This is a genomic window from Streptomyces sp. GESEQ-35 (genome assembly GCF_017948485.1).
In the GTDB taxonomy this organism is placed as follows: Bacteria; Actinomycetota; Actinomycetes; order Streptomycetales; family Streptomycetaceae; genus Streptomyces.
On sequence record NZ_JAFFSX010000006.1, the window covers coordinates 376,860 to 403,356 of the forward strand.

The 26,497-nt window shown below is 71.0% G+C and carries 28 protein-coding genes and 6 tRNA genes; 23 read left to right on the plus strand and 11 right to left on the minus strand.

Translation table 11 applies throughout. The annotated features are described in order from the left end of the window. The first annotated feature begins 55 nt into the window (after positions 1-55). Together KCH87_RS15365 and KCH87_RS15370 are read left to right on the plus strand one after the other, a co-directional pair. On the plus strand, positions 56-562 hold the full coding sequence (locus KCH87_RS15365) for a sigma-70 family RNA polymerase sigma factor (protein ID WP_210586626.1): 507 nt from the start codon (positions 56-58) through the stop codon (positions 560-562). A 44-nt stretch (positions 563-606) separates the two neighbouring features. After that, entirely contained in the window at positions 607-1,104 is a 498-nt protein-coding gene (locus KCH87_RS15370; RefSeq protein WP_210586627.1) for a GNAT family N-acetyltransferase, read from the plus strand. 79 nt (positions 1,105-1,183) lie between these two features. Here KCH87_RS15370 and KCH87_RS15375 read toward each other — a convergent pair whose 3' ends face one another. Together KCH87_RS15375 and KCH87_RS15380 are read right to left on the minus strand one after the other, a co-directional pair. Then, on the minus strand, positions 1,184-1,624 hold the full coding sequence (locus KCH87_RS15375) for a hypothetical protein (protein WP_210586628.1): 441 nt from the start codon (positions 1,622-1,624) through the stop codon (positions 1,184-1,186). Then, positions 1,605-1,964 carry a hypothetical protein gene (locus tag KCH87_RS15380; protein WP_210586629.1) on the minus strand — a complete coding sequence of 120 codons (360 nt, stop codon included), beginning with the start codon at positions 1,962-1,964 and terminating at the stop codon, positions 1,605-1,607. Before KCH87_RS15380 ends, KCH87_RS15375 begins: the two co-directional genes overlap by 20 nt. A gap of 69 nt (positions 1,965-2,033) precedes the next feature. On the opposite strand from KCH87_RS15380, the gene KCH87_RS15385 reads away from it, so the two are divergent. The 10 genes from KCH87_RS15385 (at position 2,034) to KCH87_RS15430 (ending at position 14,948) form a co-directional block, all read left to right on the plus strand. Next, positions 2,034-2,681, plus strand: a complete 648-nt coding sequence (locus KCH87_RS15385; RefSeq protein WP_210586630.1) for an HAD family hydrolase — start codon at positions 2,034-2,036, stop codon at positions 2,679-2,681. A gap of 327 nt (positions 2,682-3,008) precedes the next feature. Further along, complete coding sequence (locus tag KCH87_RS15390) at positions 3,009-4,043, plus strand: methionine ABC transporter ATP-binding protein (RefSeq protein WP_210586631.1); 1,035 nt, start codon at positions 3,009-3,011, stop codon at positions 4,041-4,043. Continuing rightward, positions 4,043-4,768, plus strand: a complete 726-nt coding sequence (locus KCH87_RS15395) for a methionine ABC transporter permease (protein ID WP_210586632.1) — start codon at positions 4,043-4,045, stop codon at positions 4,766-4,768. The genes KCH87_RS15390 and KCH87_RS15395 overlap by 1 nt, the downstream gene beginning before the upstream one ends. A 69-nt stretch (positions 4,769-4,837) precedes the next feature. After that, positions 4,838-5,671 (plus strand): MetQ/NlpA family ABC transporter substrate-binding protein, encoded by an 834-nt coding sequence (locus tag KCH87_RS15400; protein WP_210586633.1) that lies wholly within the window; start codon positions 4,838-4,840, stop codon positions 5,669-5,671. 12 nt (positions 5,672-5,683) lie between these two features. After that, positions 5,684-6,499, plus strand: a complete 816-nt coding sequence (locus KCH87_RS15405) for a MetQ/NlpA family ABC transporter substrate-binding protein (protein ID WP_210586634.1) — start codon at positions 5,684-5,686, stop codon at positions 6,497-6,499. A 137-nt stretch (positions 6,500-6,636) separates the two neighbouring features. After that, positions 6,637-7,260 carry a GNAT family N-acetyltransferase gene (locus tag KCH87_RS15410; protein ID WP_210586635.1) on the plus strand — a complete coding sequence of 208 codons (624 nt, stop codon included), beginning with the start codon at positions 6,637-6,639 and terminating at the stop codon, positions 7,258-7,260. 115 nt (positions 7,261-7,375) lie between these two features. After that, complete coding sequence (gene cbiE, locus KCH87_RS15415) at positions 7,376-8,593, plus strand: precorrin-6y C5,15-methyltransferase (decarboxylating) subunit CbiE (protein WP_210586636.1); 1,218 nt, start codon at positions 7,376-7,378, stop codon at positions 8,591-8,593. A gap of 369 nt (positions 8,594-8,962) precedes the next feature. After that, complete coding sequence (gene cobT, locus KCH87_RS15420) at positions 8,963-12,589, plus strand: nicotinate-nucleotide--dimethylbenzimidazole phosphoribosyltransferase (RefSeq protein ID WP_210586637.1); 3,627 nt, start codon at positions 8,963-8,965, stop codon at positions 12,587-12,589. A gap of 243 nt (positions 12,590-12,832) precedes the next feature. After that, positions 12,833-14,065 carry a uroporphyrinogen-III C-methyltransferase gene (cobA, locus tag KCH87_RS15425; protein WP_210586638.1) on the plus strand — a complete coding sequence of 411 codons (1,233 nt, stop codon included), beginning with the start codon at positions 12,833-12,835 and terminating at the stop codon, positions 14,063-14,065. Between the two features lie 64 nt (positions 14,066-14,129). After that, a complete protein-coding gene (locus KCH87_RS15430; protein ID WP_210586639.1) occupies positions 14,130-14,948 on the plus strand; it encodes an RNA methyltransferase in 819 nt (272 codons plus the stop codon). 81 nt (positions 14,949-15,029) lie between these two features. On the opposite strand, the gene KCH87_RS15435 is transcribed toward KCH87_RS15430, so the two are convergent. After that, positions 15,030-16,550, minus strand: coding sequence for a serine/threonine-protein kinase (locus tag KCH87_RS15435; protein ID WP_210586672.1), 1,521 nt, complete (start codon positions 16,548-16,550; stop codon positions 15,030-15,032). Positions 16,551-16,746: 196 nt separating this feature from the next. Between KCH87_RS15435 and KCH87_RS15440 the strand changes: the two genes are divergently transcribed. From KCH87_RS15440 to KCH87_RS15455, 4 genes are all read left to right on the plus strand, one after another. Beyond that, positions 16,747-16,983: a hypothetical protein gene (locus KCH87_RS15440; RefSeq protein ID WP_210586640.1), complete on the plus strand. Its 237-nt coding sequence runs from the start codon at positions 16,747-16,749 to the stop codon at positions 16,981-16,983. A gap of 237 nt (positions 16,984-17,220) precedes the next feature. Beyond that, the gene (locus KCH87_RS15445; protein ID WP_210586641.1) at positions 17,221-17,430 is read left to right on the plus strand and encodes a hypothetical protein; all 210 of its coding nucleotides are present in this window, start codon (positions 17,221-17,223) and stop codon (positions 17,428-17,430) included. Positions 17,431-17,984: 554 nt separating this feature from the next. Continuing rightward, positions 17,985-18,923 (plus strand): aminoglycoside phosphotransferase family protein, encoded by a 939-nt coding sequence (locus KCH87_RS15450; protein WP_308298836.1) that lies wholly within the window; start codon positions 17,985-17,987, stop codon positions 18,921-18,923. A gap of 80 nt (positions 18,924-19,003) precedes the next feature. Next, on the plus strand, positions 19,004-19,303 hold the full coding sequence (locus KCH87_RS15455; protein WP_210586643.1) for a zf-TFIIB domain-containing protein: 300 nt from the start codon (positions 19,004-19,006) through the stop codon (positions 19,301-19,303). A 53-nt stretch (positions 19,304-19,356) separates the two neighbouring features. Here the strand turns inward: KCH87_RS15455 and KCH87_RS15460 are convergent. The 5 genes from KCH87_RS15460 to KCH87_RS15480 all read right to left on the minus strand — a co-directional run bounded on the left by KCH87_RS15460 (position 19,357) and on the right by KCH87_RS15480 (position 19,811). Continuing rightward, positions 19,357-19,428 (minus strand) — tRNA-Val (locus tag KCH87_RS15460). A gap of 34 nt (positions 19,429-19,462) precedes the next feature. Continuing rightward, positions 19,463-19,534: transfer RNA gene (locus KCH87_RS15465), tRNA-Val, on the minus strand. 19 nt (positions 19,535-19,553) lie between these two features. Beyond that, positions 19,554-19,625 (minus strand) — tRNA-Val (locus KCH87_RS15470). 1 nt (position 19,626) lies between these two features. Further along, a tRNA-Cys gene (locus KCH87_RS15475) sits at positions 19,627-19,700 on the minus strand. Between the two features lie 38 nt (positions 19,701-19,738). Next, a tRNA-Gly gene (locus KCH87_RS15480) sits at positions 19,739-19,811 on the minus strand. 178 nt (positions 19,812-19,989) lie between these two features. On the opposite strand from KCH87_RS15480, the gene KCH87_RS15485 reads away from it, so the two are divergent. From KCH87_RS15485 to KCH87_RS15495, 3 genes are read left to right on the plus strand one after another with little or no spacing between them, the layout of a single operon-like run. Further along, entirely contained in the window at positions 19,990-21,039 is a 1,050-nt protein-coding gene (locus KCH87_RS15485; RefSeq protein WP_210586644.1) for a chorismate-binding protein, read from the plus strand. Between the two features lie 55 nt (positions 21,040-21,094). Beyond that, positions 21,095-21,916 (plus strand): aminotransferase class IV, encoded by an 822-nt coding sequence (locus KCH87_RS15490; RefSeq protein WP_210586645.1) that lies wholly within the window; start codon positions 21,095-21,097, stop codon positions 21,914-21,916. A gap of 53 nt (positions 21,917-21,969) precedes the next feature. Continuing rightward, positions 21,970-22,791, plus strand: coding sequence for an N-acetyltransferase (locus KCH87_RS15495; protein WP_210586646.1), 822 nt, complete (start codon positions 21,970-21,972; stop codon positions 22,789-22,791). A 3-nt stretch (positions 22,792-22,794) separates the two neighbouring features. Here the strand turns inward: KCH87_RS15495 and KCH87_RS15500 are convergent, their stop codons facing one another. Beyond that, a complete protein-coding gene (locus KCH87_RS15500) occupies positions 22,795-23,313 on the minus strand; it encodes a DsbA family protein (RefSeq protein WP_210586647.1) in 519 nt (172 codons plus the stop codon). Positions 23,314-23,557: 244 nt separating this feature from the next. Between KCH87_RS15500 and KCH87_RS15505 the strand changes: the two genes are divergently transcribed. Both KCH87_RS15505 and KCH87_RS15510 read left to right on the plus strand, forming a co-directional pair. Beyond that, positions 23,558-24,001, plus strand: a complete 444-nt coding sequence (locus tag KCH87_RS15505) for a hypothetical protein (protein WP_210586648.1) — start codon at positions 23,558-23,560, stop codon at positions 23,999-24,001. A 154-nt stretch (positions 24,002-24,155) separates the two neighbouring features. Then, positions 24,156-24,308 carry a hypothetical protein gene (locus KCH87_RS15510; RefSeq protein ID WP_210586649.1) on the plus strand — a complete coding sequence of 51 codons (153 nt, stop codon included), beginning with the start codon at positions 24,156-24,158 and terminating at the stop codon, positions 24,306-24,308. Positions 24,309-24,388: 80 nt separating this feature from the next. On the opposite strand, the gene KCH87_RS15515 is transcribed toward KCH87_RS15510, so the two are convergent. Both KCH87_RS15515 and KCH87_RS15520 read right to left on the minus strand, forming a co-directional pair. Continuing rightward, positions 24,389-24,949 (minus strand): CGNR zinc finger domain-containing protein, encoded by a 561-nt coding sequence (locus KCH87_RS15515; protein WP_210586650.1) that lies wholly within the window; start codon positions 24,947-24,949, stop codon positions 24,389-24,391. A 227-nt stretch (positions 24,950-25,176) separates the two neighbouring features. Further along, positions 25,177-25,590, minus strand: coding sequence for an SsgA family sporulation/cell division regulator (locus tag KCH87_RS15520; protein WP_004002642.1), 414 nt, complete (start codon positions 25,588-25,590; stop codon positions 25,177-25,179). A gap of 191 nt (positions 25,591-25,781) precedes the next feature. On the opposite strand from KCH87_RS15520, the gene KCH87_RS15525 reads away from it, so the two are divergent. Next, positions 25,782-26,234, plus strand: a complete 453-nt coding sequence (locus KCH87_RS15525; RefSeq protein WP_210586651.1) for a TIGR02611 family protein — start codon at positions 25,782-25,784, stop codon at positions 26,232-26,234. A 78-nt stretch (positions 26,235-26,312) separates the two neighbouring features. Continuing rightward, positions 26,313-26,384, plus strand: a tRNA-Val gene (locus KCH87_RS15530). Positions 26,385-26,497 lie beyond the last annotated feature (113 nt).

Here is a 26,497-nt window from a genome sequence, read left to right on the forward strand (position 1 = left end):
GTGACATCCGGCCGTCCGGGCAACCTGCCGCCTGGGCGGCCGCGTCGTGTCGCATATGACGTACGACCTGGTTACCGCACTGCGCCCGCTGCTCGCCGCCGAGGCCTCCGCGGAGGCACATGCCGCCGGAACCGAGGCCGGCGACCTGGAGCAGGCGGTCTGGCTCCGCCTGCTGGAGCACCTGGACGCGGAGGGTCCGCCGCGCGACCCCCAGCGCTGGCTCCGCCAGGCCGTCCGCTCCGAGGTCCGCCGCTCCCGCCGTACGAACCGACACGAACGGCCGTACGACACCGAACCCGCCGACACCGCCGACCACGGCCCGGAACACCTCGCCCTCACCGCCGCCCGCCACCGCGCCCTGCGGGACGCCGTGCGCCGTCTCCCCGGCCGCTGCCCCCGCCTCCTGGAAGCCCTCTTGTCGCCGAAGGACCTCACATACCGGGAAATCGCGGGGGAGTTGGGTATCTCACAGGGCAGTCTCGGTCCGGAACGTTCCAGATGCCTGGGATGTCTGCGTCGATTGCTGACGCCGGAGGTTGCGGCCCGCGAAGCGCGGGGATAGGAACGAGGAACAACAGGCGACAGGTGAGCGGGAGGCGTGCACACATGGGCATGAGCGTGACCATCTCCGTGGCGGCCGAGCAGGATGCCGAGCAGATCTTCCGGCTCCAGTACCTCTGCTTCCAGAGCGAAGCGGCGCTGTACGGCAACTACCGCATCGACCCGCTCGTCCAGCCCCTGGACTCGGTGCGTGAGGAGGTCGCCAAGGACTGCGTCTTCGTCGCCCGCCTCGGCGACGAGGTGGTCGGCTCGGTCCGCGGCGCGCTCACCGACGACGGCGCCGCCGCCATCGGCAAGCTCTGCGTCCACCCCCGCCTCCAGGGCCACGGCATCGGCGCAAGGCTGCTGCGCGCGGCCGAATCGGCCCTCGTGGAACAGCACGGCGCCAAGAGGTTCCGCCTCCACACGGGCCACCGCAGCGAGGGCAACCTCCGGCTGTACCGCAAGGTGGGCTACCAGACGGTGGGCACGTCGAGGGGCGAGGACGGGGTACCGATGATCGTCCTGGAGAAGCCGGCGGGTTCATTCGCGGCGACTGCTTAACGAGCGCCGACACTGACGTCCCTAGGGGCGCGGGGAACTGCGCGACCAGCCACAGACGACGGAAAGCCGCCGACAATGATCAACCAGGCTGCTCGCCCCGCGCCTTCCGCAACCAGTACATGGCAGTCAACGGCAGCAGCACCGGGATGAAGAGATAACCCATCCCGTAGTCGGACCACACGGTCGCATCGGGAAACGCGGACGGATCGACCAAGGTCCACGTACCGACCGTCAACACACCCAAAAGCTCCGCCGCGCAGCACACCAACGCCGCCTTGCGAGCCCTCTCCCCACCCCGCACCAGCGAGTACGTGATGAAGCCGTACACAAGGCCCGCGACCGCGGACAGCGAGTACGCCAGCGGCGCATGGTCGAACTCCGTCGAGATCTGCACGGCAGAGCGCGACACCGCACCGACGACCATCACGCCGTAGAGCCAGACCAGCAGCATGCCGGGCCCGCTGATGAGCCGGGTCCGCTTTTCCTCCACGGCGGTCACCTCAGCCTCCCCAGATGTCATAGAGCCGCACCTCAAGAACGGCCAGCACCACACCACCGGCCGCGACGGTGATCGAACCCCACCGCGTCCGCTCCGCCAACGACATGAACCCCGCCGCCGGAATGCAGGCGAACGCACCCAGCAGATACGCGACGAAGATCGTCGTACCCTGCGCCGGCTCCTCGCCCCGCGCCAACTGCACGATCCCGATCACCAGCTGGACCAGGGCCAGCACCGACACCACGGCCATCCCGATGAAGTGCCAGTCCTTGGTCGGCTGATCTCGGTACGCCGCCCAGCCGCACCACGCGGCGAGCAGCAGCGCGGCGAGACCGGTCGCCAGCGTCAGGGCATCAAGCATGCGGCGAGCCTATTACGGGCCAAAAGGCCTGATGCGGCCGCCCCCGGCGGGCATCGTAGGGTCGAGGACATGAAGATCCGTGCACAAGCCCTCCTGTTCGACAACGACGGCACCCTCGTCTCCTCCCTCGCCTCCGTGGACCGCTGCTGGGCACGCTGGGCCGAGGAGTACGGCATCACGGAGGAGTTCGGCAGAGTCGAGCTGCACGGACGCCCGGCGGTCGAGATAGTCGCCGAACTGCTGCCCGCCGACGTCGTGCCGGAGGCCCTCGCGCGGATCGAGGCCCTGGAGGTGGAGGACGTGCCGAACGGCGGCGTGCGCCTGCTGCCCGGCACGAAGGACTTCCTCGACTCGCTGCCCGCCGAGCGCTGGGCCGTCGTCACCTCCGCCACCCGGCGGCTCGCCGAGGCCCGGCTCGACGCGGTCGGGATCCTCCCCAAGACCATGGTCACCGCCGACGACATCAGGCGCGGCAAGCCCGACCCCGAGCCCTACCTCCTCGCCGCCCGCGAACTGGGCGTCGACCCGGCCCACTGCGTGGTCTTTGAGGACGCCCCCGTGGGCCTCACGGCCGGTCGCGCCGCCGGAATGACCACCGTGGCGTTGGCCACAACCCACCAGGCCCACGAGCTCGACGCCGACCTGGTCGTGCCGGACCTCTCCGCGCTGTCGGCGCTGGTCAGCGACGGGGGAGTGGAGATCTCCGTTCGCCGCTGACGACCGTCCGCCGCTGTCCATCATGCGGACAGCGGCGCTCGGTAAGGACCGTACGTCTGGTTTACTGATCGCATGACCACGACGAGCATCCGCATCCTTGCGACCGAGGCGACCCTGACGCCCGGTGCTCGTTGTATGTGTCGCATGTGCCGAATGTGCGCCTTCTAGAGGGCCCCCGCACCACCCCCTGAGACTCGCGCCCCGAAGCGAGCCGCCGTGGCATGTCCGTACGCCCATTGCCGTACGTGACCACACTGCCCGCGCACATCTCCTCTCCCGTACCAGGGCACACCCACGCCCACGTACTCGACAGTGACGGAAACCCCAGTGATCACCACATCCGGCCTGACAAAGGTCTACCGCGGCCGCGGACGTGAGGTGACCGCCCTCGACGGCGTCGATCTCCATGTCCGCGAAGGCGAGGTGTACGGCGTCATCGGCCAGTCCGGCGCCGGCAAGTCCTCGCTCATCCGCTGCATCAACCTCCTGGAGCGCCCCACCGCCGGCACGGTCACCGTCGCCGGCCAGGACCTCACCGCGCTCGCCGGGCGCGGCCCGCGCGCCGGCAAGGAGCTGCGGCAGGCGCGCAGCCGTATCGGCATGGTCTTCCAGCACTTCAACCTGCTGTCCACCCGGACGGTGCAGGACAACGTAGAGCTACCGCTCGAAATCCTCGGCACGTCGGGGAAGGAACGTTCCCGCAAGGCGCTTGAGCTGTTGGACCTCGTGGGTCTGGCGGACAAGGCCAAGGCCTACCCCGCCCAGCTCTCCGGCGGCCAGAAGCAGCGCGTCGGCATCGCCCGAGCCCTGGCCGGCGACCCCAAGGTGCTGCTCTCCGACGAGGCCACCAGCGCCCTCGACCCCGAGACCACCCGCTCGATCCTCCAGCTGCTGCGCGACCTGAACCGGCAGCTGGGCCTGACCGTCCTGCTCATCACCCACGAGATGGACGTCGTGAAGTCGATCTGCGACTCGGCCGCGCTCATGGAGAAGGGCCGCATCGTCGAGTCCGGCACGGTCAGCGAGCTGCTCGCGACCCCCGGCTCCGAACTGGCCGCCGCGCTCTTCCCGGTGAGCGGCGAGTCCACCGACGCCGACCGCACCGTCGTCGACGTCACCTTCCACGGCGAGGCCGCCACCCAGCCCGTCATCTCCCAGCTCTCACGCACCTACAACGTCGACATCTCGATCCTCGGCGCCGCCATCGACACCGTCGGCGGCCTCCAGGTCGGCCGGATGCGCATCGAACTGCCCGGCCGCTACGAGGACAACGTCGTGCCGATCGGCTTCCTGCGCGAACAGGGCCTTCAGATCGACGTACTGGGCCAGGAGCCCGTACTGCTCACGGAAGGTGCCAAGTGATGACCTGGTCCGAGATGCAGCCCCTGCTGGAGCAGGCGTGTTGGGACACCCTCTACATGGTCGGCTGGTCCACGCTCATCGCCGTTGTCGGCGGCCTTCCGCTCGGCGTCCTGCTGGTCCTCACGGACCGGGGCGGCCTGCTCCAGAACGTCGTCGCCAACAAGGTGATCGGGCAGATCGTGAACGTCGCCCGGTCGATGCCGTTCATCATCCTGATGGTCGCGCTGATGGGCTTCACCCGCTCGATCACCGGGACGACCATCGGCCGGGAGGCCGCCATCGTGCCGCTCGCCATCGGCGCCATCCCCTTCTTCGCCCGGCTCGTCGAGACGGCTGTGCGCGAAGTGGACGGTGGGCTCGTCGAGGCCGTGCAGTCGATGGGCGGCAACACCTGGACGATCGTCCGCAAGGTCCTCGTGCCCGAGTCGCTGCCCTCGCTGATCGCCAGCACCACGACCACGATCGTCGCCCTCATCGGCTACTCCGCGATGGCCGGCACGGTCGGTGCGGGCGGCCTCGGCGACATCGCCATCCGCTACGGCTACCAGCGCTTCGAGACCGAGCTGATGTGGATCACCGTCGCGATCCTCGCCGTCGTCATCTCGCTCATCCAGTTCGCCGGCGACTACGCGGCCCGCTCTCTGCACCGTCGCGGGGGCCACTCGGGCCCGGGCCCGAAACTCCGGCTGCTGAAGGCCTCCACGGCGACGAGCAACACCGCTTGAGAAACCCTCCCCGAATCTCCCCGCCCACCCATAGCGGGGTCGCTGCACCCGTAAGGAAAGGCACTTTTCGTGCGTAACACTGCCAAGATCACCACCGCTGTCCTCGCCGCCGGAGCCCTCACCCTCGGACTCTCCGCCTGCGGCTCCGAGGACTCCTCCTCCGCCGCCTCCGACACCAGCGGACCGCTGGTCGTCGCAGCGAGCCCCACCCCGCACGCCGAGATCCTCAACTACGTCAAGGACAACCTGGCGAAGAAGGCGGGCCTCGACCTGGAGGTCAAGGAGTTCCAGGACTACATCGTGCCGAACACGGCGACCGAGGACGGCTCGGTGGATGCCAACTACTTCCAGAACCAGCCGTACCTGGACGACTTCAACAACAAGCGCGGTACCCACATCGTGCCCGTCGTCACAGTGCATCTGGAGCCGCTCGGCCTCTACTCCCACAAGGTGAAGAGCGCCGACGCCCTGAAGAGTGGTGCGACCGTTGCCATCCCGAACGACTCCGTCAACGAGGCACGCGCCCTGAAGCTGCTGGCCTCCAAGGGTGTCATCACGCTCAAGGACGGCGTCGGCAGCGAAGCGACCCCCCAGGACATCACCAAGAACCCCAAGAACCTCGAGTTCAAGGAGGTCGAGGCGGCCCAGACCGCCCGCTCCCTGGACGACGTGGACGCGGCGGTCATCAACGGCAACTACGCCATCTCCGCGGATCTGAAGCCCGCCAAGGACGCCCTCGTCCTGGAGTCCGCGACGGACAACCCGTACGGCAACTTCCTGGCCGTGAAGGAGGGCAACGAGGACGACCCGCGCGTGCAGAAGCTCGCCAAGCTCCTCACCTCCGACGAGGTCAAGAAGTTCATCGAGGACAAGTACGCCGGGTCCGTGATCCCCTCCTTCTAAGGAACGCCGCTGATGCGCAAGTCCATCATTGCCGCGACGGCCACACTGGCCCTCGGCCTGCCGCTCACTGCCTGCGGCTCCGGCTCCTCCGGTGACGACGACACCCTCGTCGTCGGCGCCACCGCCGTCCCGGCCGGCGAGGTCCTGACGTACATCAAGGACAACCTCGCCGAGAAGGCCGGCCTCGACCTGGAGATCAAGGAGTTCACCGACTACGTCCTGCCGAACACCGCGCTCCAGGAAGGCTCGCTCGACGCGAACCTCTACCAGAACGAGCCCTACCTGGACGACTTCAACGAGTCCAAGGGCACCGATCTGGTCCCGGTCGTGGATGCCTATCTGCCGCCCATGGGCGTCTACTCGAAGAAGGTCACGGACGTCACCGAGCTCGCCGACGGAGCCACCGTCGCCCTGCCGAACGACACCACCAACGAGGGCCGCGCCCTGAAGCTCCTCGCCTCCAAGGGCGTCATCACGCTCAAGGACGGCGCGGGCACGGACGCGTCCCCCGCGGACATCGCCGAGAACCCCAAGCACCTGGAGTTCAAGGAGCTGGAGCCCGCCCAGCTGCCGCGCTCGCTCGACGACGTGGGCGCCGCGGTCATCAACAACAACTACGCCCAGGACGCGGGCCTCAGCCCCACCGAGGACGCGATCCTCCTGGAGTCGGCGAAGGGCAACCCCTACGCCAACCTCCTGGCGGTGAAGCGCGGCAATGAGGACGACCCGCGGGTCGAGAAGCTCGCCAAGCTCCTCGTCTCGTCCGATGTGAAGAAGTTCATCGAGGACAAGTACCAGGGCTCGGTCCTGCCGGTGTCCTCCGGCTGACGTTTACGGCGTATCGCCACGCACGGGGTCGGCTCCTCGAACCGGAGTCGACCCCGTGGTGCGCCTCGGTGCTTTCATGCTGCATGCTGGGCAGTTCAGCAGGCCCTGTAGGTTTTCCGAAGGTTACGGAGTGGCGCATGACTAGCACCTTCCCCAACATCTCCATCAGCACGGAGCGGTTGGTGCTGCGCCCCCTCGACGAAGACGACGTGCCCGCGCTGGCCGAGATGATGAACGACGAGATGGTCACCGCCTGGACCTCGGTCCCGTACCCCTACACCCGGGCCCACGCACACGCCTGGGCCACCGAGCAGGCCCCCGCCGAGCGCGCCGACGGCCGCGGCATCGTCTTCGCGGTCACCGAGTTCCTCACCCAGCGTCTCGTCGGCACCGTGCACCTCCAGAACACCGACTGGCGAGTGCGTGCCAGTGAGATCGCGTACGTCATCGCCCCCTGGGCCCGCGGTGAGGGCTACGCTTCCGAAGCGGCCCTCGCCACCGCCCAGTGGCTGTTCAACGACCAGAAGTTCGAGCGTCTGGAACTGCGCACCGCCGCCGACAACACCGCCTCCCAGCAGGTCGCCCAGAAGATCGGGTGCATCAGCGAAGGCGTCCTGCGCAACGCCTGGATAGCCCGCAGCAGAACCGACAACGGCGACTGGGCCGACGTACGCACCGATGTGATCGTGTGGAGCCTCCTGCCGGAGGACCTCGCCGGCGTCGGCGACGGTGGGTTCACCTCGTTCGCCGACTGGAACTGAGCCACTGGCGGCCACCACCCTCGCGGGTCTCCCGACGCCACCAGGTACTCTCACGGAGCCCGGGTACGGGCCCACCCCCTGACGACCTGCGCAAACCCTCTGGAGACTGACGACGATGGCCGACCGGGTCACGGTGATCGGCTGGGACGGTTCGCCCCTGACCGCCGCGGCACGCTCGGCCCTGGGCGCCGCCACGCTGGTGGCCGGAGCCGCCCACCATCTGGCGCTTCCCGAGGTGCCGCACACCGCCGAGCGGATCCGCCTCGGCAGCGTCGCTCTCGCCGCCCGCCGTATCGCCGGGCACCGCGGCAGCGCGGTCGTGCTCGCCGACGGCGACCCGGGCTTCTTCGGTGTCGTACGGACCCTGCGCGCGCCCGAGTTCGGCCTGGAGGTCGAAGTCGTCCCCGCCGTCTCCTCCGTGGCCGCCGCCTTCGCCCGTGCCGGTATGCCCTGGGACGACGCCCACGTGGTCGTCGCACACCGCCGCACCCTGCGACGGGCGGTGAATGTGTGCCGGGCCCACACCAAGGTCGCCGTACTCACCTCACCCGGCGCCGGACCCGCCGAACTCGGCCTGCTCCTCGAGGGTGTCCACCGCACCTTCGTGATCTGCGAGGAACTGGGCACCGACCGCGAACAGGTCACGATCCTCACCTCCGACAAGGCCGCCGACCACACCTGGCGCGACCCGAACGTCGTCATCGTCCTCGGCGGTTCCGTCGGTCCCGCACGCTCCGAGGGCGGGGGCTGGATCGCCGGCCGCGACCCGGCGGCCGGCCCGCGTGGCTGGACGCAGCCCGCCGAGGCGTACGGCGGTCTGATGGGCGAAGGTGAGCTGGAACCGCTCCGCGCGGCCCAACTCGCCCGTCTCGGCCCGCGCGTCGGCGACCTCGTGTGGGACATCGGCTGCGGCAGTGGCGCCTTCTCCGTCGAGTCCGCCCGGGCCGGTGCCGCCGTCATCGCCGTGGACAGCGCGCTCGAGGCCTGCGCCCGCACCGAGTCCGCCGCCCGGCATCACGGCGTCCAGCTCCAGATCGTGCACGGCAGCGCCCCGCACGTCCTGGAGAACCTCCCCGAGCCGGACGTCGTCCGGGTCGGCGGCGGGGGAGCGGCCGTGGTCTCCGCGGTGGCCGACCGCCGCCCGCAGCGCATAGTCGCCCACGCGGCGACCCGCGACGCCGCCGAACTCGTCGGCCGCGGCCTGACGGAACACGGCTACCAGGTCGAGTGCGCCCTGCTTCAGTCCGTCGAACTCGACACGCGGGTCTGGACGGAGCGGGAACGGAGTGTCGCGTTCCTGCTCAGCGGCGTTCTGCCGGAGCGCACGGGCTGATCCCGATCTCGTCCCCGTGATCCTGTTGTCGTACCGCGCGCGGTAGGCTGGCCGATCGTTGTACCGCACTCGGTCACCCGGCGCTTCGTCGGTCAATGTCCGGAAAGCACACCCCTTTTGGGGTAGCTGTGGTACGGCAGAACCGGAGGACGCGCAACGTGGCGCAGTCCACAGCGGCCTCGTCGCGGATCACGCTGACGTGACGGGGGAACGGCCGCGATAATGCCAGTTAATGGCTTTGTCGTCATTTGTCGACGGGTCGTTCGTGCCGCTGGGCATGCACGCTCGTTCTTCACTACGGGGGCGGTCGGTGCGCCGTCCCCGGTGAGCAGGTCGTGGAAGCACTAAACCGATGGGCGAGGGGTACGCATGACCGACACCGGCCAGGTCCCGGGCGAGGGGCTGCCGGAGAACGCAGGCATGGTGGAGCAGCCGAGCGCCCCCGCGCACGGTGCGTACACCTACCTCTCCGAAGCCACCGCCGAGGACGAAGACCTGTTGCTGCTGCCGGGCGCCCAGGGCGCGTGGGGCAACGAGGTGCCGCCGCCCCTGCCGGAGCCGGTCGTCGAGACCGTCCACGAGCCGGGCCCGCACGAGACGGCCGGCCGCGACAGCGGCAACGTCGACCTCAGCGGCATCCGCCTGCCTCATCTGACGCCGCCCCCGGTCTCGGTGGCCACCCCGGCGGCCGCGGCGCCCTCGACACACCGTCGCCCGCTGCACATGGGCCCGCCGACCCCCGACCAGTCCGCCAGCCCGGTCCGCTCCCTCGCCGACCGCGGCCCGGCGGGCAGGCCCGCCCGCCAGCCCGGCCTGTCCACGACCGGCCCCGAGTACCTCGACGTCCCGCAGCTCCGCGAGACTTCCCCGCCGGGCGCGTCACCCTGGGGCGCCCCGGCGCCGGGCACCGTACAGGCCCCGGTGCACACGGAGGCATCCCCTGCGGAAACGGTTGTCCCGACGACCGAGCCTGGTGCGTACGGCGCGTACGACGTGGATGGTGCGGAAGGTGCGCACATGACGTCGGCCCCGGAGGGCGGCGAGGCACCGTACGGCGGGGAGGCCGTGCAGGTCCCCGAAGGCGCTGCCGGTTCGATGGGTGATGTGCCCGGGGCTCCGGCTCCCGAGCCCAGCGCCGGCGGACCGCAGGCCGGGGCTGAGTCGGGCTCCTACGTGGCCGAAGGCCTTCCGGTTCCGGAGGCCGGGCAGGAGCCCGAGGTTGCCGCGGTTCTGGATGCCGGACAGCTGCCCGAGGGCCCGGTGATTCCGGAGGCAGGGCCGGTGGCCGAGGCTCCGTCGGTTCCGGAAGCGGAGTCCTTGTCCGGCGTGGACGCTGCTCCGGATGCCGCTCAGGTTCTGATGACCGAGGCCGCCCCGGACGCCGGGCTTCCCGAGGCCGGGCACCCTGTGGAGGTCGACCCCGCCCAGGACGCCGGTCAGGGCCTGGTGGCGGTTCCCGCACTGGATGACACCGAGCTGGTACCCGCCGTGGAATCGGCCGTACCCGAGGTCACGCCCATCGCGGAAGACGTCGTACCCGAGACCGCCCACGCTCCAGATCAGGTGTCACCCGAGGCCCCGCACGCTCCAGATCCGGCTGCCGAGCCGGCCCAGTCCGCACCGGCGCCGCTGCCCCCCGAATCCGCTGTGCCCTTCCCCGCGGCACCGGAAGCCGCACAGCCCCTGCTGCCCGCCGACGTCGAGCCCTTCGCGCAGGATCCGCACGAGCAGTCCGTCGCCGAGGCACACCACACGCAGGGCCCGCAGCACGCGACCCCGCATGCGCCCCTCTCCGTCGTACAGCCGGAGATGCCGGACGCCGAGACGTCCGACGCGCAGGGCATGGTCGTAGCCACGCCGATCGATGACGCGGAGGTGCTTCTGCCGCCCGCGGTCGAGGATGTCGCGCCGGCCGAACCCGTCGACGAGCAGGCCCCGTTCGAGACGCCCGCCGATGTCCCCTTGGAGCCGCTGTCCGAGGAGGAGTACCTGGGCGAGTTCGTCCCGGTGGAGGGCTCGGTGCCGACGACCCCGCACCTCGCGCCGACGCCCCCGCACGCGCTCCGGTTCCCGTCGGAGGAGCACCAGGACCCGCAGGAACAGGAACCCGTGGTGGTCGTCCCCGCCCCGCGCGAGGGAGACGCCGAGCCCATGGCGGCGGAGCCCGAACTCCAACTCGTACAGCATGCGGAGGACCTGGACACCCAGGCCGCCGACCTTGAAGAAAGCACGGCCGCAGTGGCAGAAACACGAGAGTCCACCGGCCCGGCCGCGCCCGCCTACGACGACGCCGAGCGCGAGGCCGTCCTCAAGGTCATGCGTGAGCGTCGCGACATCCGCAACGGCTTCCGCAGCGACCCCATCCCGCACGAGGTCCTGCTGCGCGTCCTGGAGGCGGCGCACACCGCCCCCTCCGTGGGCCACTCGCAGCCCTGGGACTTCGTGGTCATCCGCTCGGCGGAGACCCGGCGCACGATGCACGAGCTGGCCATGCGCCAGCGCGACGCCTACGCCAAGTCGCTGCCCAAGGGCCGGGCCAAGCAGTTCAAGGAACTGAAGATCGAGGCCATCCTCGACACTCCGGTGAACATCGTCGTCACCGCGGACCCGACCCGCGGCGGCCGGCACACCCTGGGCCGTCACACCCAGCCCCAGATGGCGCCGTACTCCTCCGCGCTCGCGGTCGAGAACCTCTGGCTCGCCGCCCGCGCCGAGGGCCTCGGCGTCGGCTGGGTCAGCTTCTTCGACGAGCGCGAAATGGTCCGCGCCCTCGGCCTGCCCGAGCACCTCGAAGTCGTCGCGTACCTCTGTGTGGGCTACGTCGACGAGTTCCCGGAGGAGCCCGAGCTGATGCAGTCGGGCTGGTCCAAGCGCCGTCCGCTGTCCTGGGTCGTGCACGAGGAGACGTACGGCCGTCGCGCACTGCCCGGCGAGGACCCGCACGACCTTCTCGCCGAGACCGTCGCCCAGATCCGCCCGCTCGACGCCAAGGCGCTCGGCGAGGCCTGGGAGCGGCAGAAGCGGATGACGAAACCCCCGGGCGCGCTCGGCATGCTGGAGATCATCTCCGCGCAGCTCTCCGGTCTGTCCCGGCAGTGCCCGCCGCCGATCCCGGAGCCCGCGGCGGTCGCGATCTTCGCCGGCGACCACGGAGTGCACGCCCAGGGCGTCACCCCCTGGCCGCAGGAGGTCACCGCCCAGATGGTGGCCAACTTCCTCGGCGGCGGCGCGGTCTGCAACGCCTTCGCCGGCCAGGTGGGCGCCGAGGTCTGCGTCGTCGACGTGGGCGTCGCGACCGAACTCCCCGCCACCCCGGGTCTGCTTCCCCGCAAGGTCCGGGCGGGCACGTCCGACATGACCACCGGCCCCGCGATGACCCGCGAGGAGGCCAAGCAGGCCATCGAGGTCGGCATCGAGACGGCCCGCGACCTGGTGGCGGCCGGCAACAAGGCGCTGCTCACCGGCGAGATGGGCATCGCGAACACGACGGCGTCCGCGGCACTGATCTCGGTTTTCACGGACACGGACCCGGGCGAGGTGACGGGCCGCGGCACCGGCATCAACGACGAGACCCTCGCCCGCAAGACCGAGGTCGTCCGCCGCGCCATCGAACTCCACCAGCCGGACCCGGCCGACCCCATCGGCGTACTCGCCGCGGTCGGCGGCTTCGAACACGCGGCGATGGTGGGTCTGCTGTTGGGCGGCGCGTCCCTGCGTACGCCGGTGATCCTCGACGGCGTCAGCGCGGGTGCCGCGGCCCTTGTGGCCCGCGCGATCGCTCCCGAGGTCCTGGCCGCCTGTATCGCGGGCCACCGCAGCGCCGAGCCCGGCCACGTCGCCGCCCTGAACAAGCTGGGCCTCCGCCCCCTGGTCGACCTCGACCTCCGCCTCGGCGAGGGCACGGGCGCCCTCCTCGCGCTCCCGCTGGTGCAGAGCACGGCACGGGCGATGCACGAGGTGGCGACGTTCGACTCGGCGGGGGTAACCGAGAAGTAGGCGAGGCGGCTGTGGGCAGTCGTTCCGCTGGGGCGGAACGGGTGGGCACAGCCGCCCACCGACCCGCACATTCGGGGGTCCGGGGGCAGAGCCCCCGGTTTCGGGAAGGGGCGGGCTTGGGGAAGGAAACCCCACCCACCCAAGCCACCCACCGGACCCGCGCCTTAAAATCCGCACGTCAGGGCCGCTTCAACGCCGTAGCACGCCCGCTGAACCGCCGCCTGTTCGAGGAGCCGCACCCTCATGGCCGAACACCCCGCCTACCCCGTAGGCCTCCGCCTCACCGGCCGCCGGGTCGTCGTCCTCGGCGGCGGCCAGGTCGCCCAGCGCCGCCTCCCGGCACTCATCGCAGCGGGCGCCGACATCGTGCTCGTATCACCCGAGGCGACTCCGTCGGTGGAAGCCATGGCGGACGCAGACGAGATCACCTGGCAGCGGCGCCCGTACGAAGACGGCGACCTCGCGAACGCCTGGTACGCCCTCATCGCCACCAGCGACCACGAGGCCAACGAAAACGCCTCCGCCGAAGCGGAGCGCCACCGCGTCTGGTGCGTCCGCTCCGACGACGCCGACGCGGCCACCGCCTGGACCCCGGCGACCGGCCACAGCGAGGGCGTCACGGTCGCCGTCCTCACGACGGACGCGCGCGGCCGCGACCCCCGCCACACCGCCGCCATCCGCGACGCGGTCGTCGAGGGCCTGCGCGACGGCACGCTCGTCGCCCCGCACCACCGCACCCGCACCCCCGGCGTCGCCCTGGTCGGCGGCGGCCCCGGCGACCCGGACCTGATCACCGTCCGCGGCCGCCGCCTGCTCGCCGAGGCCGACGTGGTCATCACCGACCACCTGGGCCCGCGCGACCTGCTCGCGGAGCTGCCGTCGAGCGTCGAGGTGATCGACGCGGCGAAGCTGCCGTACGGCCGTTTCATGGCCCAGGAGGCCATCAACAACGCGCTGATCGAGCACGCCAAGCAGGGCAAGTCGGTCGTACGGCTCAAGGGCGGCGACCCCTTCGTCTACGGACGTGGCATGGAGGAGGTGCAGGCGCTGGCCGAGGCCGGCATCCCGTGCACGGTCGTGCCCGGCATCTCCAGCTCGATCTCGGTCCCGGGTGCCGCCGGCATCCCGGTCACCCACCGCGGCGTCGCCCACGAGTTCACGGTGGTCAGCGGTCACATCGCCCCCGACGACGAGCGCTCCCTGGTCGACTGGCCGTCCGTCGCCCGGCTGACCGGCACGCTGGTGATCCTCATGGGGGTCGGCACGATCGGGAAGGTCGCCGAGACGCTCATCGCCCACGGCAAGTCCCCGGACACGCCCGTCGCCCTGATCCAGGAGGGCACGACGGCAGGCCAGCGCCGGGTCGACGCGACCCTCGCGACGGCCGGCGAAGCGGTGCTCGCCCACGAGGTGAAGCCCCCGGCGGTCATCGTCATCGGCGCGGTGGTCGGCGTAGGCCCGCACACCCCCGCGTAACCCCGGGTAACAGAACCCGTCCCGAGCCGTTGGCACCGCACGTACGACAAGGCAGTATCACCCTGTGGCCGATCTCATCACCGTCGAGGATCCCGACGACCCGCGCCTGCACGACTACACGGGCCTGACCGACGTCGAGCTGCGGCGTAAGCGCGAACCCGCCGAGGGACTGTTCATCGCCGAGGGCGAGAAGGTCATCCGGCGGGCGAAGGACGCGGGCTACGAGATGCGTTCGATGCTGCTCTCCGCCAAGTGGGTCGACGTCATGCGCGATGTCATCGACGAACTCCCCGCCCCCGTCTACGCGGTCAGCCCGGAACTGGCCGAGCAGGTCACCGGTTACCACGTGCACCGGGGCGCACTGGCCTCCATGCAACGCAAGCCCCTCCCCACGGCGACCGAACTCCTCCAGACCGCGCGTCGGGTGGTGGTCATGGAGTCCGTGAACGACCACACCAACATCGGCGCGATCTTCCGCTCCGCCGCGGCCCTCGGCATGGACGCCGTCCTGCTCTCCCCGGACTGCGCGGACCCGCTCTACCGCCGCAGCGTGAAGGTCTCGATGGGCGCGGTCTTCTCCGTGCCGTACGCCCGTCTCGACACCTGGCCCAAGGGCCTGGAGTCGGTCCGCGAGGCCGGCTTCACCCTCCTCGCCCTCACCCCGGACGAGAAGGCCAAGACCCTCGACGAGGCCGCACCGCACCGGATGGACCGAGTGGCCCTGATGCTCGGCGCCGAGGGCGACGGCCTGTCCACCCAGGCCCTGGTCGCCGCCGACGAATGGGTCCGCATCCCCATGTCCCACGACGTCGACTCCCTCAACGTGGGAGCCGCGGCCGCGGTCGCCTTCTACGCGGTGGCCACGGGCCGCCCCCAGCTCTAGGACGCCGGCCGGGCACGCCTGTCTTCCGCGTTGTCGTCGATCGCCGACTCTCCATCAGGTGACCTGATCCGCCGGACCGGCCTAGGGCTCCGTGACCTGACCGCCGGACAGGCTCTGATCGGCGTTCGCCGGCGTCGACCCGAACCGCTCCGACAGCGGCGGCCCGTCCAACGGCGCGTCATCCGGTGGTACGTCCACCCGCTCGTGCTGTCGTACGACGTCCCGGTCGCCGCCGAGCCCACGCGAGGGCCCCTGGCAGCCCTGGGCCGCCGCGATACCGAGCGCCACCAGCAGGGTCACCACGACGAACACGAACAGCCGCTGCCGCAGCAGCCGTGGATTGGCGGGCCGTCGCCCGGCCCCCGTGGTCCGGGAGGGGGGACGACCGGCACCGCTGCGCGGCGCGGGTCTGCTTCCGTTTCCGTTGCCCGAGCGCGTCGAGTTCCGTGATGAGGGAGTGGTCCGTGGGGTTCCCGGCCGGGCGGCCGACGTATTGCCGCTTCGCGAGCCGTTGGCGGCGCGCGGAACACCGCCGGCGCCCCGCGACGGCGTCCCGTTCCGCGACGGCGGCGCCGTGTCCCGCCCCGTGACGGGGCCGCGCGACCCGGTGGCCCCCCGAGGCGGGGGAGGGCCCCCTTGTCCGCCCGGCGGCAGGCCCGGCTGGCCCTGGGTGCGCCGCTGGAGGCCGCGCTCGGGATAGCTGTCGGCGAGCCGCCCGGTGGGCCGGTCCGCCTCCCCGGCGCGTGGCGCGGGCGGACGTGCCTCGGCGAGACCCTGTGCCTCGCGGGCCGCGATCTCCTTCAGGCGCAGCGACAGCTGGAGCGTGCTGGGGCGCTCCTCGGGGTCCTTCGCGAGACAGGCCCGCACGAGCGGGGCGATTGCGTCGGGTACGCCGCGCAGCTGCGCCTCCTCGTGCACCACCCGGTACAGCATCACTTCGGAACTGCCGTGTCCGAAGGGCGAGTCGGCCATCGCCGCGTACGCCAGCGTCGCGCCGAGGGAGAACACGTCCGTGGCGGGCGTCACCGCGGCGCCGCGCACCTGCTCGGGGGCGAGGAAGCCGGGGGAGCCGACGGCCGTGCCGACGTGCGTGAGCGTGGAGGCGCCGGTCGCCCAGGCGATGCCGAAGTCGATGATCCGCGGCCCCTTCGGGGACAGCAGGATGTTGGACGGCTTCAGGTCCCGGTGCACCACCCCGGCCTCGTGCACGGCGACCAGCCCCTCCGACAGGGCGGCCCCGACGGCGGCGACATCTGCGGCGCCGAGCGCCCCCTCGCCGGCGACCTTGTCGTGCAGGGACGGGCCGGGCACGTACTGCGTGGCGAACCACGGCCGTTCGGCGTCGAGGTCCGCCGCGACGAGCCGGGCGGTGCACCCGCCCCGGATCCGCCGGGCCGCCGACACCTCGCGCGCGAACCGCGACCGGAACTCCTGATCCTCCGCCAGGTCCGGCCGGATGACCTTGAGCGCGACCCGCTGCCCCTTCTTGTCGGAGCCCAGGTAGACCACGCCCATCCCACCCGCGCCGAGCCGTCTGTGAAGCCTGAACGAGCCGACGACGCGCGGGTCCTCGCGCCTCAGGCGCATCATCGCCATGTTCATCCCCGCTGCCCGGTCCCTGTGACGAGCCACAGCTTACGTTTCCACGGCCGCCTGCGCGCAGAGGCCGCGCCCTCTCGGCCCGATGGATTGTCAGTGCCGGGTGGGAGACTTGAAGGGTGGTCAGGGAGCGGACGAGCAGGCCGACTTCGGGTTCGCCGAATTCCCAACGACCCGTCACAGAAGGGGGATTGAACCCGTGAAGGGTGATCGCGTGGAGATAGTCGTGGACGCCGGGGACACGACGCGCACGTACGAGGTGGTGGCAAGCAGAGCGGGCCGCCGGGTGGAGACGGCGGTACGCCGAGGTGTCGTGGAAGTGAGCGAAGTCACCCGAAGCGGGTCCGTGGTGCGGACGGCCCGTTTCATGGCGACCCGGGTCCTGGCGCTGGTCGAGCAGCCGATACCCCGGGAGGACAGCTCGGAAAAACCGTGACACGACGGGCACCCCCTCCGGGAAGACCCCGAGACCCAGGACCCCGTCTCCACCCAGGGGAGTACTCCACGGGGAATCGCTCATCCTCCGGGAGGCCCGGCAATCGGTACGAGGGCATGACGCCCCCAGCTCGCCGCGCCCCTAGATTTGAGGTCAAGCGGCGGGTGCAGCACTCGTCCCCCGAGGTCAGACACCCGCCGCTGCCAACGACAACTGAGTTCGGTCAGGAGAGGGACCATGGCCCAGACGGCACCGCGGACGATGATCCGCACACAGGGACGCAGGGCGTACAGCGCCGCGTTCCACCCCCGCCGCGAGGGTCGTCGCCACCCCTTGGTGGCAACGGCAATGGCCCTTCCCCTGGCGGTCCTGCTCCTGCTCGTCTTCGACGGCTGGGAGACAGTGGCCACACAGGCGTCGTCCGTGGGTGTGATGCTGGGGCGCTGAGCGGCGACCCCAGGCCCGGAAGAGCGGTCCGGGCGGGGACATCCATCCATGAAACCCCGTGGGGACGGGGGTGCGGCGGACGGCACAAATGCCGGCGCAGCTGGGGAGCTGCGCCGGCATTGCTGTGTTCTGCGCCTAAACCGGCGCCGCTTTCGCGGACCTGGTTGCTCGCCGTTGTGGTTCCTCAATTGGTGGTTGCGGTGCGAGGGGCGTTTGAGCCCGAGCCGCTGGGGTGCTGCGGGCACCCGAGCCGCCCAGTTCCGGGCTGCTGTGTCCGCCCAGCTGCGGGCATGCGTGCCGCCTGGGGCGGCACGGGTGGGCGCAGGCGGCACCCCGCAAGCGCCGGGCCGCGCGACCCACCCCCGGCCGACTCCAACCTGCGGCACCCCGTCCGCGCCGGGCCGCGCGACCCCGCCCCCGCCCCCGCGCCGGGCACCCTGCGAACCAGGCCAGGACACACCCACGCCCCAGCCACAGCACCGGGCCACCCGCCACCCCGCCGCCGAACCCTCCGTACCCTCGCCACCACACCCATCCGCACACCAAGGGGCCCCGTGACCGCCAACCCCCTCCTCCCCGAGCTCACCGCCAAGGCAAGGGCCGCCGCCCACGCCCGCACCCCCGCCTGCCCCTGCGGAGCCCCCGTCACCCTCGCCGACCGCCCCGACGCCACCGTCGTCCGCCATGAGGACACCGTCGCCAAGGCCCACGCCCCTGACGCCACCCCAACCGACCTCACCCCCCGCCTCGCCCTCGCCACCCACCTCCCCGACGTGCTCCTCCCACCACTCAGGCCGACGCCGGTCCAGCTGCACGGCCGCCTGGTGACGTTCTGGCCGTACGGCACCCCCGTAGACCCGGAAGACCGCGACACCGCCCCCTGGGAAGCCGCCGCCACCCTCCTCGCCCGCCTCCACAGCACCCCCGCGCCCCACGCCCTGCCCCCCATGCGCGGCCCCGCCAAAGCGGCCCGCGCCGTCGCCGGCCTCCGCGCCCTCAGCCGGCACCCGGCCGTATCCGCCGTCGTCCGCGCGTGGACCGTCCTGCCCGCCTGGGCTCGCGACGAGGCCCCCATGCCGGACACCACCACCCTCTGCCACGGCGACCTCCACCTCGGCCAACTCGTCCGCCATCCCGCCCCGGACGGCGCCTGGCGACTCATCGACGTCGACGACCTCGGCACCGGCGTCCCGGCCTGGGACCTCGCCCGCCCCGCGTCCTGGTACGCCTGCGGCTTCCTCGCACCCGACGAATGGATCCGCTTCCTGGCCGCCTACCGCGAGGCCGACGGCCCCGCCGTCCCCGCCGACGGCGACCCCTGGCCCGCTCTGGACGTCCCCGCCCGCGCCCTGACCGTCCAGACCGCCGCCCGTGCGATCACCAAGGCGGCAGCCGCGGATCGTCCTCTCGACGAGATAGAGCAGTCCCTCGTCGACGCCTGCGACCGAATGAGTTCGGCCCCACCGGAGTTGAGCCCAGACACGGCGAAGTAGTGTGCAACCGACGGCAGCCGGACAGAGTCTGTCCTGGCGAAACACGAAGCAGGACCGACCGGCGAGGAGTTGAGCCGACCATGCAGTGTCCGAAGTGCCATGCGCCCATGCACACGTACAACCGCAACGGCGTCCAGATCGAGCAGTGCAGCGGCTGCCGCGGGATCTTTCTCGACTACGGCGAGCTGGAGGCGCTGGCCCGCGTCGAGTCCCAGTGGTCCCAGCCCGCTCCGCCGCCCCCGGGCGCCCCGCAGGCGTACCCCGCCCCTCAGGCGCCCGCGTGGGGTGCCCCGCACGGCGGCGGCCACCACGGCGGCCACGGCGGTCACTACGGCCACAAGCGTCACAAGAGCTTCGGTCACATGCTGTTCTCCAGCTGACCCGACAAACACGAACCCCCGGCCGTACGAGACGGCCGGGGGCTTTCGGTGTGTGGACGATACTGGGATTGAACCAGTGACCTCTTCCGTGTCAGGGAAGCGCTCTCCCGCTGAGCTAATCGTCCTCGGGATCACAGCCCGGGGGCTGTGGATCTTGCGTGCGCGATACTGGGATTGAACCAGTGACCTCTTCCGTGTCAGGGAAGCGCTCTCCCGCTGAGCTAATCGCGCGGGGGACCCGAAGATCCAGTGGACGATACTGGGATTGAACCAGTGACCTCTTCCGTGTCAGGGAAGCGCTCTCCCGCTGAGCTAATCGTCCTTGGAGGTGGAGACGGGATTTGAACCCGTGTAGACGGCTTTGCAGGCCGTTGCCTCGCCTCTCGGCCACTCCACCAGGAGTGCGGGGGTCGGGAAGATCCCCTGTTCCATCCGAGCGGACGACGAGGTTCGAACTCGCGACCTCAACCTTGGCAAGGTTGCGCTCTACCAACTGAGCTACGTCCGCCTGTCGTTTCGGTTCGCTCGCGCGTCCCGGCGACGAGGTGAACTCTAGCGGATTCCGGGGCCAGCACAAAAACGCGTTTGTGCAGCGTGCTGCGCTGCACCTGCTCGCGGACGTGGCCGGGGCAGCCGAAGGGACATGGCCAGGTCACCCGCGGGACACCCGCCATAGACTCGACCGCGTGCCCGACCTGCCTCCTCTCGCGCGTTTCGGCGACCGCGTCGCCACCGGTCTCCTCGATGTCACCAGCGACCCCGCGGCCCTGGACTCCACCGGGTTCTGGGCCGTCTGCGCGGACTTCGAGGGCCGGCTGACCTGTGCCCGCTTCGGGGACGTACGACGGGAGCCCGTGCCCGCCCCGGTGCCGGGGCGATGGCACGGACCGGGCACCGGTGACTGGACGTCGTCCCTCGACCACGCCGCGTACACGGCGGCGGTGCGGCGCATCCGCGAGTACATCGCGGCCGGTGAGGTCTACCAGGCGAACCTCTGCCGGGTGCTCTCGGCGTCGATTCCGCCCGACGCCGACGTGGACGCGCTGACCGCCCTGCTGGCCCGCGGCAACCCGGCACCGTACGCAGGAACGATACGGCTGCCCGCCCAGGGCGTGGAAACGGCCACTGCCTCGCCCGAGCTCTTCCTGCGCCGGGACGGCCGAGTCGTGGAGTCCGGCCCGATCAAGGGCACCGGACGCACCGAGGCGGACCTCCTGGAGAAGGACTACGCCGAGAACGTGATGATCGTGGACCTGGTACGCAACGACCTCGGGCGTGTCTGCGCCACGGGCAGCGTGACCGTCCCCGATCTGTGCGCCGTCGAGAAGCACCCCGGACTGGTCCACCTCGTCTCCACCGTCCGCGGCGAGCTGCGCACCGGCGCCGGCTGGCCGGAGTTGCTCGCCGCCGCCTTCCCGCCCGGCTCGGTCACCGGGGCGCCCAAGACGAGTGCCCTGAGGATCATCGAGGCGCTGGAGACGGCGCCCAGGGGGCCGTACTGCGGCGGCATCGGCTGGGTCGACGCGGACCGCGGCACCGGCGAGCTGGCCGTCGGCATCCGCACCTTCTGGATCGACCGTGCGGAGGGTGTCCTGCGCTTCGGCACGGGTGCCGGCATCACCTGGGGTTCCGACCCGGAGGGGGAGTGGCGGGAGACCGAACTGAAGGCGTCCCGGCTGCTCGCGGTAGCGTCGGGAGCATACGAGGCCGGTGGGGACAGTGGAGCGGGACTCTGACGCGCCGATCCCGGCCGATGAGACACGTCCGGCACATTCTTGCGAGGTAGGACCAGTGAAGCTTTGGCTCGACAGCGGGCTACAGGACATCGAGGCCGCCCGCGTCTCCGTCTTCGACCACGGGCTGACCGTGGGCGACGGAATCTTCGAGACGGTGAAGGCGGCCGACGGGAAGCCGTTCGCGCTCACCCGCCACCTCGACCGGCTGACCCGCTCCGCCCGCGGCCTGGGCCTGCCCGACCCGGACCACGACGAGGTACGACGCGCCTGCGCCGCCGTCCTCGAAGCCAACCCGATGCCGCTCGGCCGGCTGCGCATCACCTACACCGGCGGTCACGGCCCCCTCGGCTCCGACCGCGGCGAGCACGGCCCGACCCTGGTGGTGGCCCTCGGTGAGACGAGCCGGCGCCCCGACTCCACGGCAACCGTCACCGTGCCGTGGACCCGCAACGAACGCGGTGCACTCACGGGCCTGAAGACGACCTCGTACGCCGAGAACGTCGTCGCCCTCGCCCGCGCCCGCCAACACGGCGCCTCCGAGGCGCTGTTCGGCAACACGGTCGGACAACTCTGCGAGGGGACCGGGTCGAACGTCTTCGTCGTCCTGGACGGCGAGATCCACACCCCGCCGCTCGCCTCCGGCTGCCTCGCGGGCATCACGCGCGCGTTGACGGTCGAGTGGACCGGGGCGAAGGAGACCGACCTGCCGCTGGACGTCCTGGAGCGGGCCGACGAGGTCTTCCTGACGTCCACACTGCGGGACGTCCAGGCCGTGCACCGGATCGACGACCGGCTCCTCCCGGGCGCGCCCGGCCCGGTGACCGCCAAGGCGATGCGGATCTTCGCCGAGCGGTCCGGGGACGACCAAGATCCGTAAGGGCCCGGAAAAACGGGCTGACTCGGGTTGGCCCGGCGGGTAGAACTCCTCTGATGACCACGACCCTGCGGCCGACCGAGCCGCTTCAGCACGCCTCCGACGGGACGCGTTCACGCCGCTACCAGGTATGCGTGAACAGCCGTCCCGTGGGCGGAATACACCTCGGCACGTCTCCCTCCTTCGGCGCCACGGTGGCCCGCATCCTGGACCTGTGCATCGAAGAGCCCGACCGGCGTCGCGGCCGGGCGACGGTGGCCGCACTCGCTGCGGAGGAGGTGGCGCGCGGCTGGGGATGCCGCCAGATCGAGGTACAGGTGCCTGCCGACGCCGAAGCGGCGCTGCGGCTCGTCGAGGCGCTCGGCTACGTCCACCGCAACCGCGGAATGGAGAAGCGGCTCGGCCTTCCGCCCGAGCTGCCGGCCGGCAGCCGGGGCCGCCCCATGACCGAGGCCGAGTTCGAGGCGTGGCTGGGGCACGAGTCGGAGGCGTACGCGCGCAGCTGGATGGAGCGGGGCGTGCCTGAGACCACTGCCTACGAGAGGGCGCGGCGCGACCACGTGACGGCTCTGCCGCAGGGGCGCAGCACCGAGAACATGTGGTTCAGCGTGCTCGAGCACGAGGGCACGCGCGTGGGCACCCTTTGGCTGGGTCTGCGCGGCGACAAGGTCCACGTCTACAACGTCGAGGCCGACGAGGCCCACCGCGGCCGCGGCCACGGCCGTACGCTCATGCTCCTGGCGGAGACCCGGACGATCGCCGCGGACAGACACGTCGTCAGCCTGAGCGTGTTCGCCGGCAACACTCCGGCCGAGCGGCTCTACGAGTCGCTCGGCTACGAGGCGACGCAGTACGTCCTGTACAAGAGTCTGCTCTGAGCCTCACTCGCCCCCGGCGAGCAGCCGGTCCGCGATCTCCTCGATGCGCTCGCGCAGCCCCTCCTGGCTCTTGCCGCCGTCCAGCCGCTCGCCGTCGATGACATACGTCGGGGTGCCGGTCACGCCGATCGCCTTGCCCTCGGCCTGGTCGGCGTCGACGATCAGGATGTGCCGGCCGTCGATCAGGGCCGTGTCGAACTCCCCGGCGTCGAGACCCAGTTCACGCGCGACCTCGACCAGGAAGGGTTCTCCCTTATGGTCCAGTTCCTCGACCCGGGCCAGGACCGCCTCGACGTACGGCCATCCCTGCCCCTGCTCCAACGCCTCCTCGGCGGCCTGGGCGGCGGCGAAGGCGTGCTTGTGCTTCTCCAGGGGGAAGTGCCGCAGCCGCAGCTCCAGCCGGTCGCCGTAGCGGGCCCGCAGAGCGCGGAGATCGTCCAGCGCGCCACGGCAGTCCGGGCACTGGAGCTCGCACCACACGTCGAGAACGGGTGTGGCGGCGGGGGAGGGGGAGTCGCTCATGGTCACAGTCTCCCAGCCCCGGCCCGGACGACCCAATCGGCGCTCGGGCACCGGGCGCCGCCGGTCGCACACAGCGCGCAACGCCCCGGGCGACGCGCCCGGGTCGTGCGCCACTGGCCGGCACCTTCGGAGGAGGCGACCCGGAGATGTCCCTGATGTCCGCCCGGACCATGGCCTGCCGGGGGCCGCACGGTGCAGGATGGAAGGGACGAAGTGCCCGACACAGCCCTGCCTGGAGGACCGGATGATTGCCGAGACCGTCTGTTCCGCCGCCGCCGCGGCAGGCCTGGGCATCGCGGCGGTCACGGCGTACCGCAAGCGTTTCCTCACGGCCGCCCGCATAGCGGCCTACTCCCTCGTCCCCCTCGGCCTGGTGATGACCGGGGTCGTCGACTGGATCGCCGACACCGCGTTCAGCCCGGTGGCCTGGGCGGGCTTCGGCGTGCTCGGCGCCTCCTGGCTGCTGTTCGCGGGCACGCGCGCGGTGGAGCGCCGCCGCGGCGGCACCCGCAAGGAGCGCAAGGCGGCCGCCCGGTCCGCACAGAGCGAGGCGGTCGCGCCGGCGGCCTCGGCGCCCTCGCTGGGCCCGGCCTCCCGCCCGGCGGCCCGCCCCGCGACCGCACCCCGCGGCGACAAGGCGGACGACTTCAGCGACATCGAGGCCATCCTGAAGAAGCACGGAATATGACGGCAGCACGCCGGACTGAAACGACACAGTCGACCGGAGCGCAGCCAGAAATGATCACGGCCTGAACCTGCCGTCACGGATTCCGGCGAACTACCGTACATTCCGGGCGTGTTGATCGCGCCGAGGGCATCACCTGCGTCATCATCGCCGCGAGATGCTGGATACGACCCAGAGGGATGCCGCGCCGCCGCAGGATGAGCCGCGCGGATGCCTCTTCGCCCTGTCCCAGCCACCGCTGATGATCTTCCTTGCGGTGATCGGGTGTCTGCTGCTCATGGCTGCGCTGCACGACCTGCTGTTGCTGTGAGCCGTACCCGTGGTCCCCGGCGCCACCCGCCGGGGCCACGTCGGCACCGATGTCCGGCCGGGGCGTGACCGGTCCCTGCCTCAGCCCGCCGCCTCTTTCCGCCGCGCCCGGTAGGCGGCGACATGCAGCCGGTTCCCGCAGGTGCGGCTGTCGCAGTACCGCCGCGAGCGATTCCGCGAGAGGTCGACGAAGGCATGCCGGCAGTCTGGCGCCTCGCACCGCCGCAGCCGCTCCTGCTCCCCGGCCACCACGAAGAAAGCCAGTGCCATCCCGCAGTCCGCCGCCAAGTGATCGGCGACGGAGGCGCCGGGCGCGAAGTAGTGCACGTGCCAGTCGTAGCCGTCGTGGTCGGTGAGCCGGGGCGTCGTGCCCGCGGCGGCGATCAGGTCATTGATCATCCCGGCGGCGGCCCGGGCGTCTGTTGCCGCGAAGATCCCGGCGAACCGGCCGCGGATCTTCCGTACCGCCGAGAGATCGAAGTCCGAGAGCACCCCGACCTCACTGATTTCGTGCTTTCGTACGAAATCCGCGAGAGCCGCAACATCCGGCAGCCCGTCCGGCGTCGCATCGTCATCCGCCGCGGTGTTCACCAGATCGACCACGGTGTCCAGCGAACACCGGGTGTCGTGGGTGATCAGCACGTTTCGCTCCCTGGCCTGGGGGGTCGGGCAGACGCCCGCCGATGCTGGCCGATGGTAATCGCTGACCGACCCGCACCGAAGCGGAGTGCGGCGCACCGGTGCCCTGCACGACACAGCGGCACCGCCCGGACAAGCCGGGCGGTGCCGCTGTATGCGATATGCGGTTGTCTGAGCCCGAGCCGTCACCCCGAGTCGACGGCGCCGGGCGGCTTGGTGAGCGCCTCGCCCTAGCTTTCCGCCAGGATGTGAGACAGCTCCTGATCGAGGTCGAAGTGCCGATGCTCCGTGCCGGGGGGCACAGCCGCATCCGTGCGCTTCAGAAAGGACTCCAGAGCCCGTGCCGGGGCCTCGAGCAGGGCCTCGCCCTCCGGAGAGCTCAGGGCGATGCAGACGACCCCCTGACCGTGACTGCGCGACGGCCAGACACGGACGTCGCCGGTGCCCGTGGGGCGGTGGAGGCCCTCCGCGAGGAGGTCGCGGGCGAACACCCACTCGACGGTCTCTTCGGCACCGGTGTGGAAGGTGGCGTGCACGGCGTAGGGGTCGGCCGTGTCATACCGCAGGCCTGCGGGGACAGGCAGGGAGGACTCGCTCGACACAACGAGGCGCAGGTGCAGCTCGCAGCTGACCGTGGTGTTCATAAGCGCCAGGGCCTTTCGCTCAGTGTGCGCTCGGGGATTCGCACGTCGGCGAAATCGACATGCCACCTACGGTGCCGTTGTAAACCCCTCTGAGTGTTTTGCGTGCCTTTACGTAACTCTTCCGGCCGAGAACCAGTTCGCGTGGTACCTCCATTCCGGTGACGGGTTTCTCTCCGGTAGGGTTTGGCCGTATGAATACGGGGCGTGACGAGCCGGGCGAGGTAGCCATGGCCGCGGACGAGACGAAGTCGGACGGAGCGAAGAGCGAGCAAGGGCTCGGCTCGAAAGCACCGGATTTCATCAAGGCGCGGCGGATGCTGCACCTGAGCTGGCAGGTCGCTGTCTTCGCCATCGGCCTCGCGGTCGTGGTCGCGGGGATCATCCTGTTGCCGCTGCCCGGCCCGGGCTGGGTGGTCATCTTCGGCGGCATGGCGATCTGGGCGACCGAGTTCGTCTGGGCCCAGCTGGTGCTCCGCTGGACCAAACGCAAGGTCACCGAGGCGGCACAGCGCGCGCTCGACCCGAAGGTGCGGCGCCGCAACATCATCCTGACGACGATCGCTCTGGTGATCATCGCGGTTCTCCTCGGGATCTACCTCTGGAAATTCGGCATCGTGATGCCCTGGAAGATCAAGGACCAGTGATCCGCGCAGGGGGCGCGGCGACCGCTCGTCCCAGGTCACAGGCACCCCCTGACATGGGGTAATCTTCTTCCTGCGTCCGGGCGATTAGCTCAGTGGGAGAGCGCTTCGTTCACACCGAAGAGGTCACTGGTTCGAACCCAGTATCGCCCACCCGGAACGGCGGCCCGTCTGCGAGAGAGCAGGCGGGCCGCCGTCATGTGTGCGCACCCGGCCTGCGGGAGGAACGCCGCCGCCGGGGTCCCTGTGGCGGCCTTCGCCCTTCC

What these genes read in the sequence shown, in the direction of transcription:
- KCH87_RS15370 (WP_210586627.1), top strand. Translation starts at nt 607, where the DNA reads ATGGGCATGAGCGTGACCATCTCCGTGGCGGCCGAGCAGGATGCCGAG.
- KCH87_RS15365 (WP_210586626.1), top strand. Translation starts at nt 56, where the DNA reads ATGACGTACGACCTGGTTACCGCACTGCGCCCGCTGCTCGCCGCCGAG.
- KCH87_RS15495 (WP_210586646.1), top strand. Translation starts at nt 21,970, where the DNA reads ATGACCACGACCCTGCGGCCGACCGAGCCGCTTCAGCACGCCTCCGAC.
- KCH87_RS15395 (WP_210586632.1), top strand. Translation starts at nt 4,043, where the DNA reads ATGACCTGGTCCGAGATGCAGCCCCTGCTGGAGCAGGCGTGTTGGGAC.
- KCH87_RS15505 (WP_210586648.1), top strand. Translation starts at nt 23,558, where the DNA reads ATGATTGCCGAGACCGTCTGTTCCGCCGCCGCCGCGGCAGGCCTGGGC.
- KCH87_RS15380 (WP_210586629.1), bottom strand. Translation starts at nt 1,964, where the DNA reads ATGCTTGATGCCCTGACGCTGGCGACCGGTCTCGCCGCGCTGCTGCTC.
- KCH87_RS15375 (WP_210586628.1), bottom strand. Translation starts at nt 1,624, where the DNA reads ATGACATCTGGGGAGGCTGAGGTGACCGCCGTGGAGGAAAAGCGGACC.
- cobT (WP_210586637.1), top strand. Translation starts at nt 8,963, where the DNA reads ATGACCGACACCGGCCAGGTCCCGGGCGAGGGGCTGCCGGAGAACGCA.
- KCH87_RS15405 (WP_210586634.1), top strand. Translation starts at nt 5,684, where the DNA reads ATGCGCAAGTCCATCATTGCCGCGACGGCCACACTGGCCCTCGGCCTG.
- cbiE (WP_210586636.1), top strand. Translation starts at nt 7,376, where the DNA reads ATGGCCGACCGGGTCACGGTGATCGGCTGGGACGGTTCGCCCCTGACC.
- KCH87_RS15520 (WP_004002642.1), bottom strand. Translation starts at nt 25,590, where the DNA reads ATGAACACCACGGTCAGCTGCGAGCTGCACCTGCGCCTCGTTGTGTCG.
- KCH87_RS15410 (WP_210586635.1), top strand. Translation starts at nt 6,637, where the DNA reads ATGACTAGCACCTTCCCCAACATCTCCATCAGCACGGAGCGGTTGGTG.
- cobA (WP_210586638.1), top strand. Translation starts at nt 12,833, where the DNA reads ATGGCCGAACACCCCGCCTACCCCGTAGGCCTCCGCCTCACCGGCCGC.
- KCH87_RS15445 (WP_210586641.1), top strand. Translation starts at nt 17,221, where the DNA reads ATGGCCCAGACGGCACCGCGGACGATGATCCGCACACAGGGACGCAGG.
- KCH87_RS15455 (WP_210586643.1), top strand. Translation starts at nt 19,004, where the DNA reads ATGCAGTGTCCGAAGTGCCATGCGCCCATGCACACGTACAACCGCAAC.
- KCH87_RS15435 (WP_210586672.1), bottom strand. Translation starts at nt 16,550, where the DNA reads ATGAACATGGCGATGATGCGCCTGAGGCGCGAGGACCCGCGCGTCGTC.
- KCH87_RS15525 (WP_210586651.1), top strand. Translation starts at nt 25,782, where the DNA reads ATGAATACGGGGCGTGACGAGCCGGGCGAGGTAGCCATGGCCGCGGAC.
- KCH87_RS15385 (WP_210586630.1), top strand. Translation starts at nt 2,034, where the DNA reads ATGAAGATCCGTGCACAAGCCCTCCTGTTCGACAACGACGGCACCCTC.
- KCH87_RS15510 (WP_210586649.1), top strand. Translation starts at nt 24,156, where the DNA reads ATGCTGGATACGACCCAGAGGGATGCCGCGCCGCCGCAGGATGAGCCG.
- KCH87_RS15500 (WP_210586647.1), bottom strand. Translation starts at nt 23,313, where the DNA reads ATGAGCGACTCCCCCTCCCCCGCCGCCACACCCGTTCTCGACGTGTGG.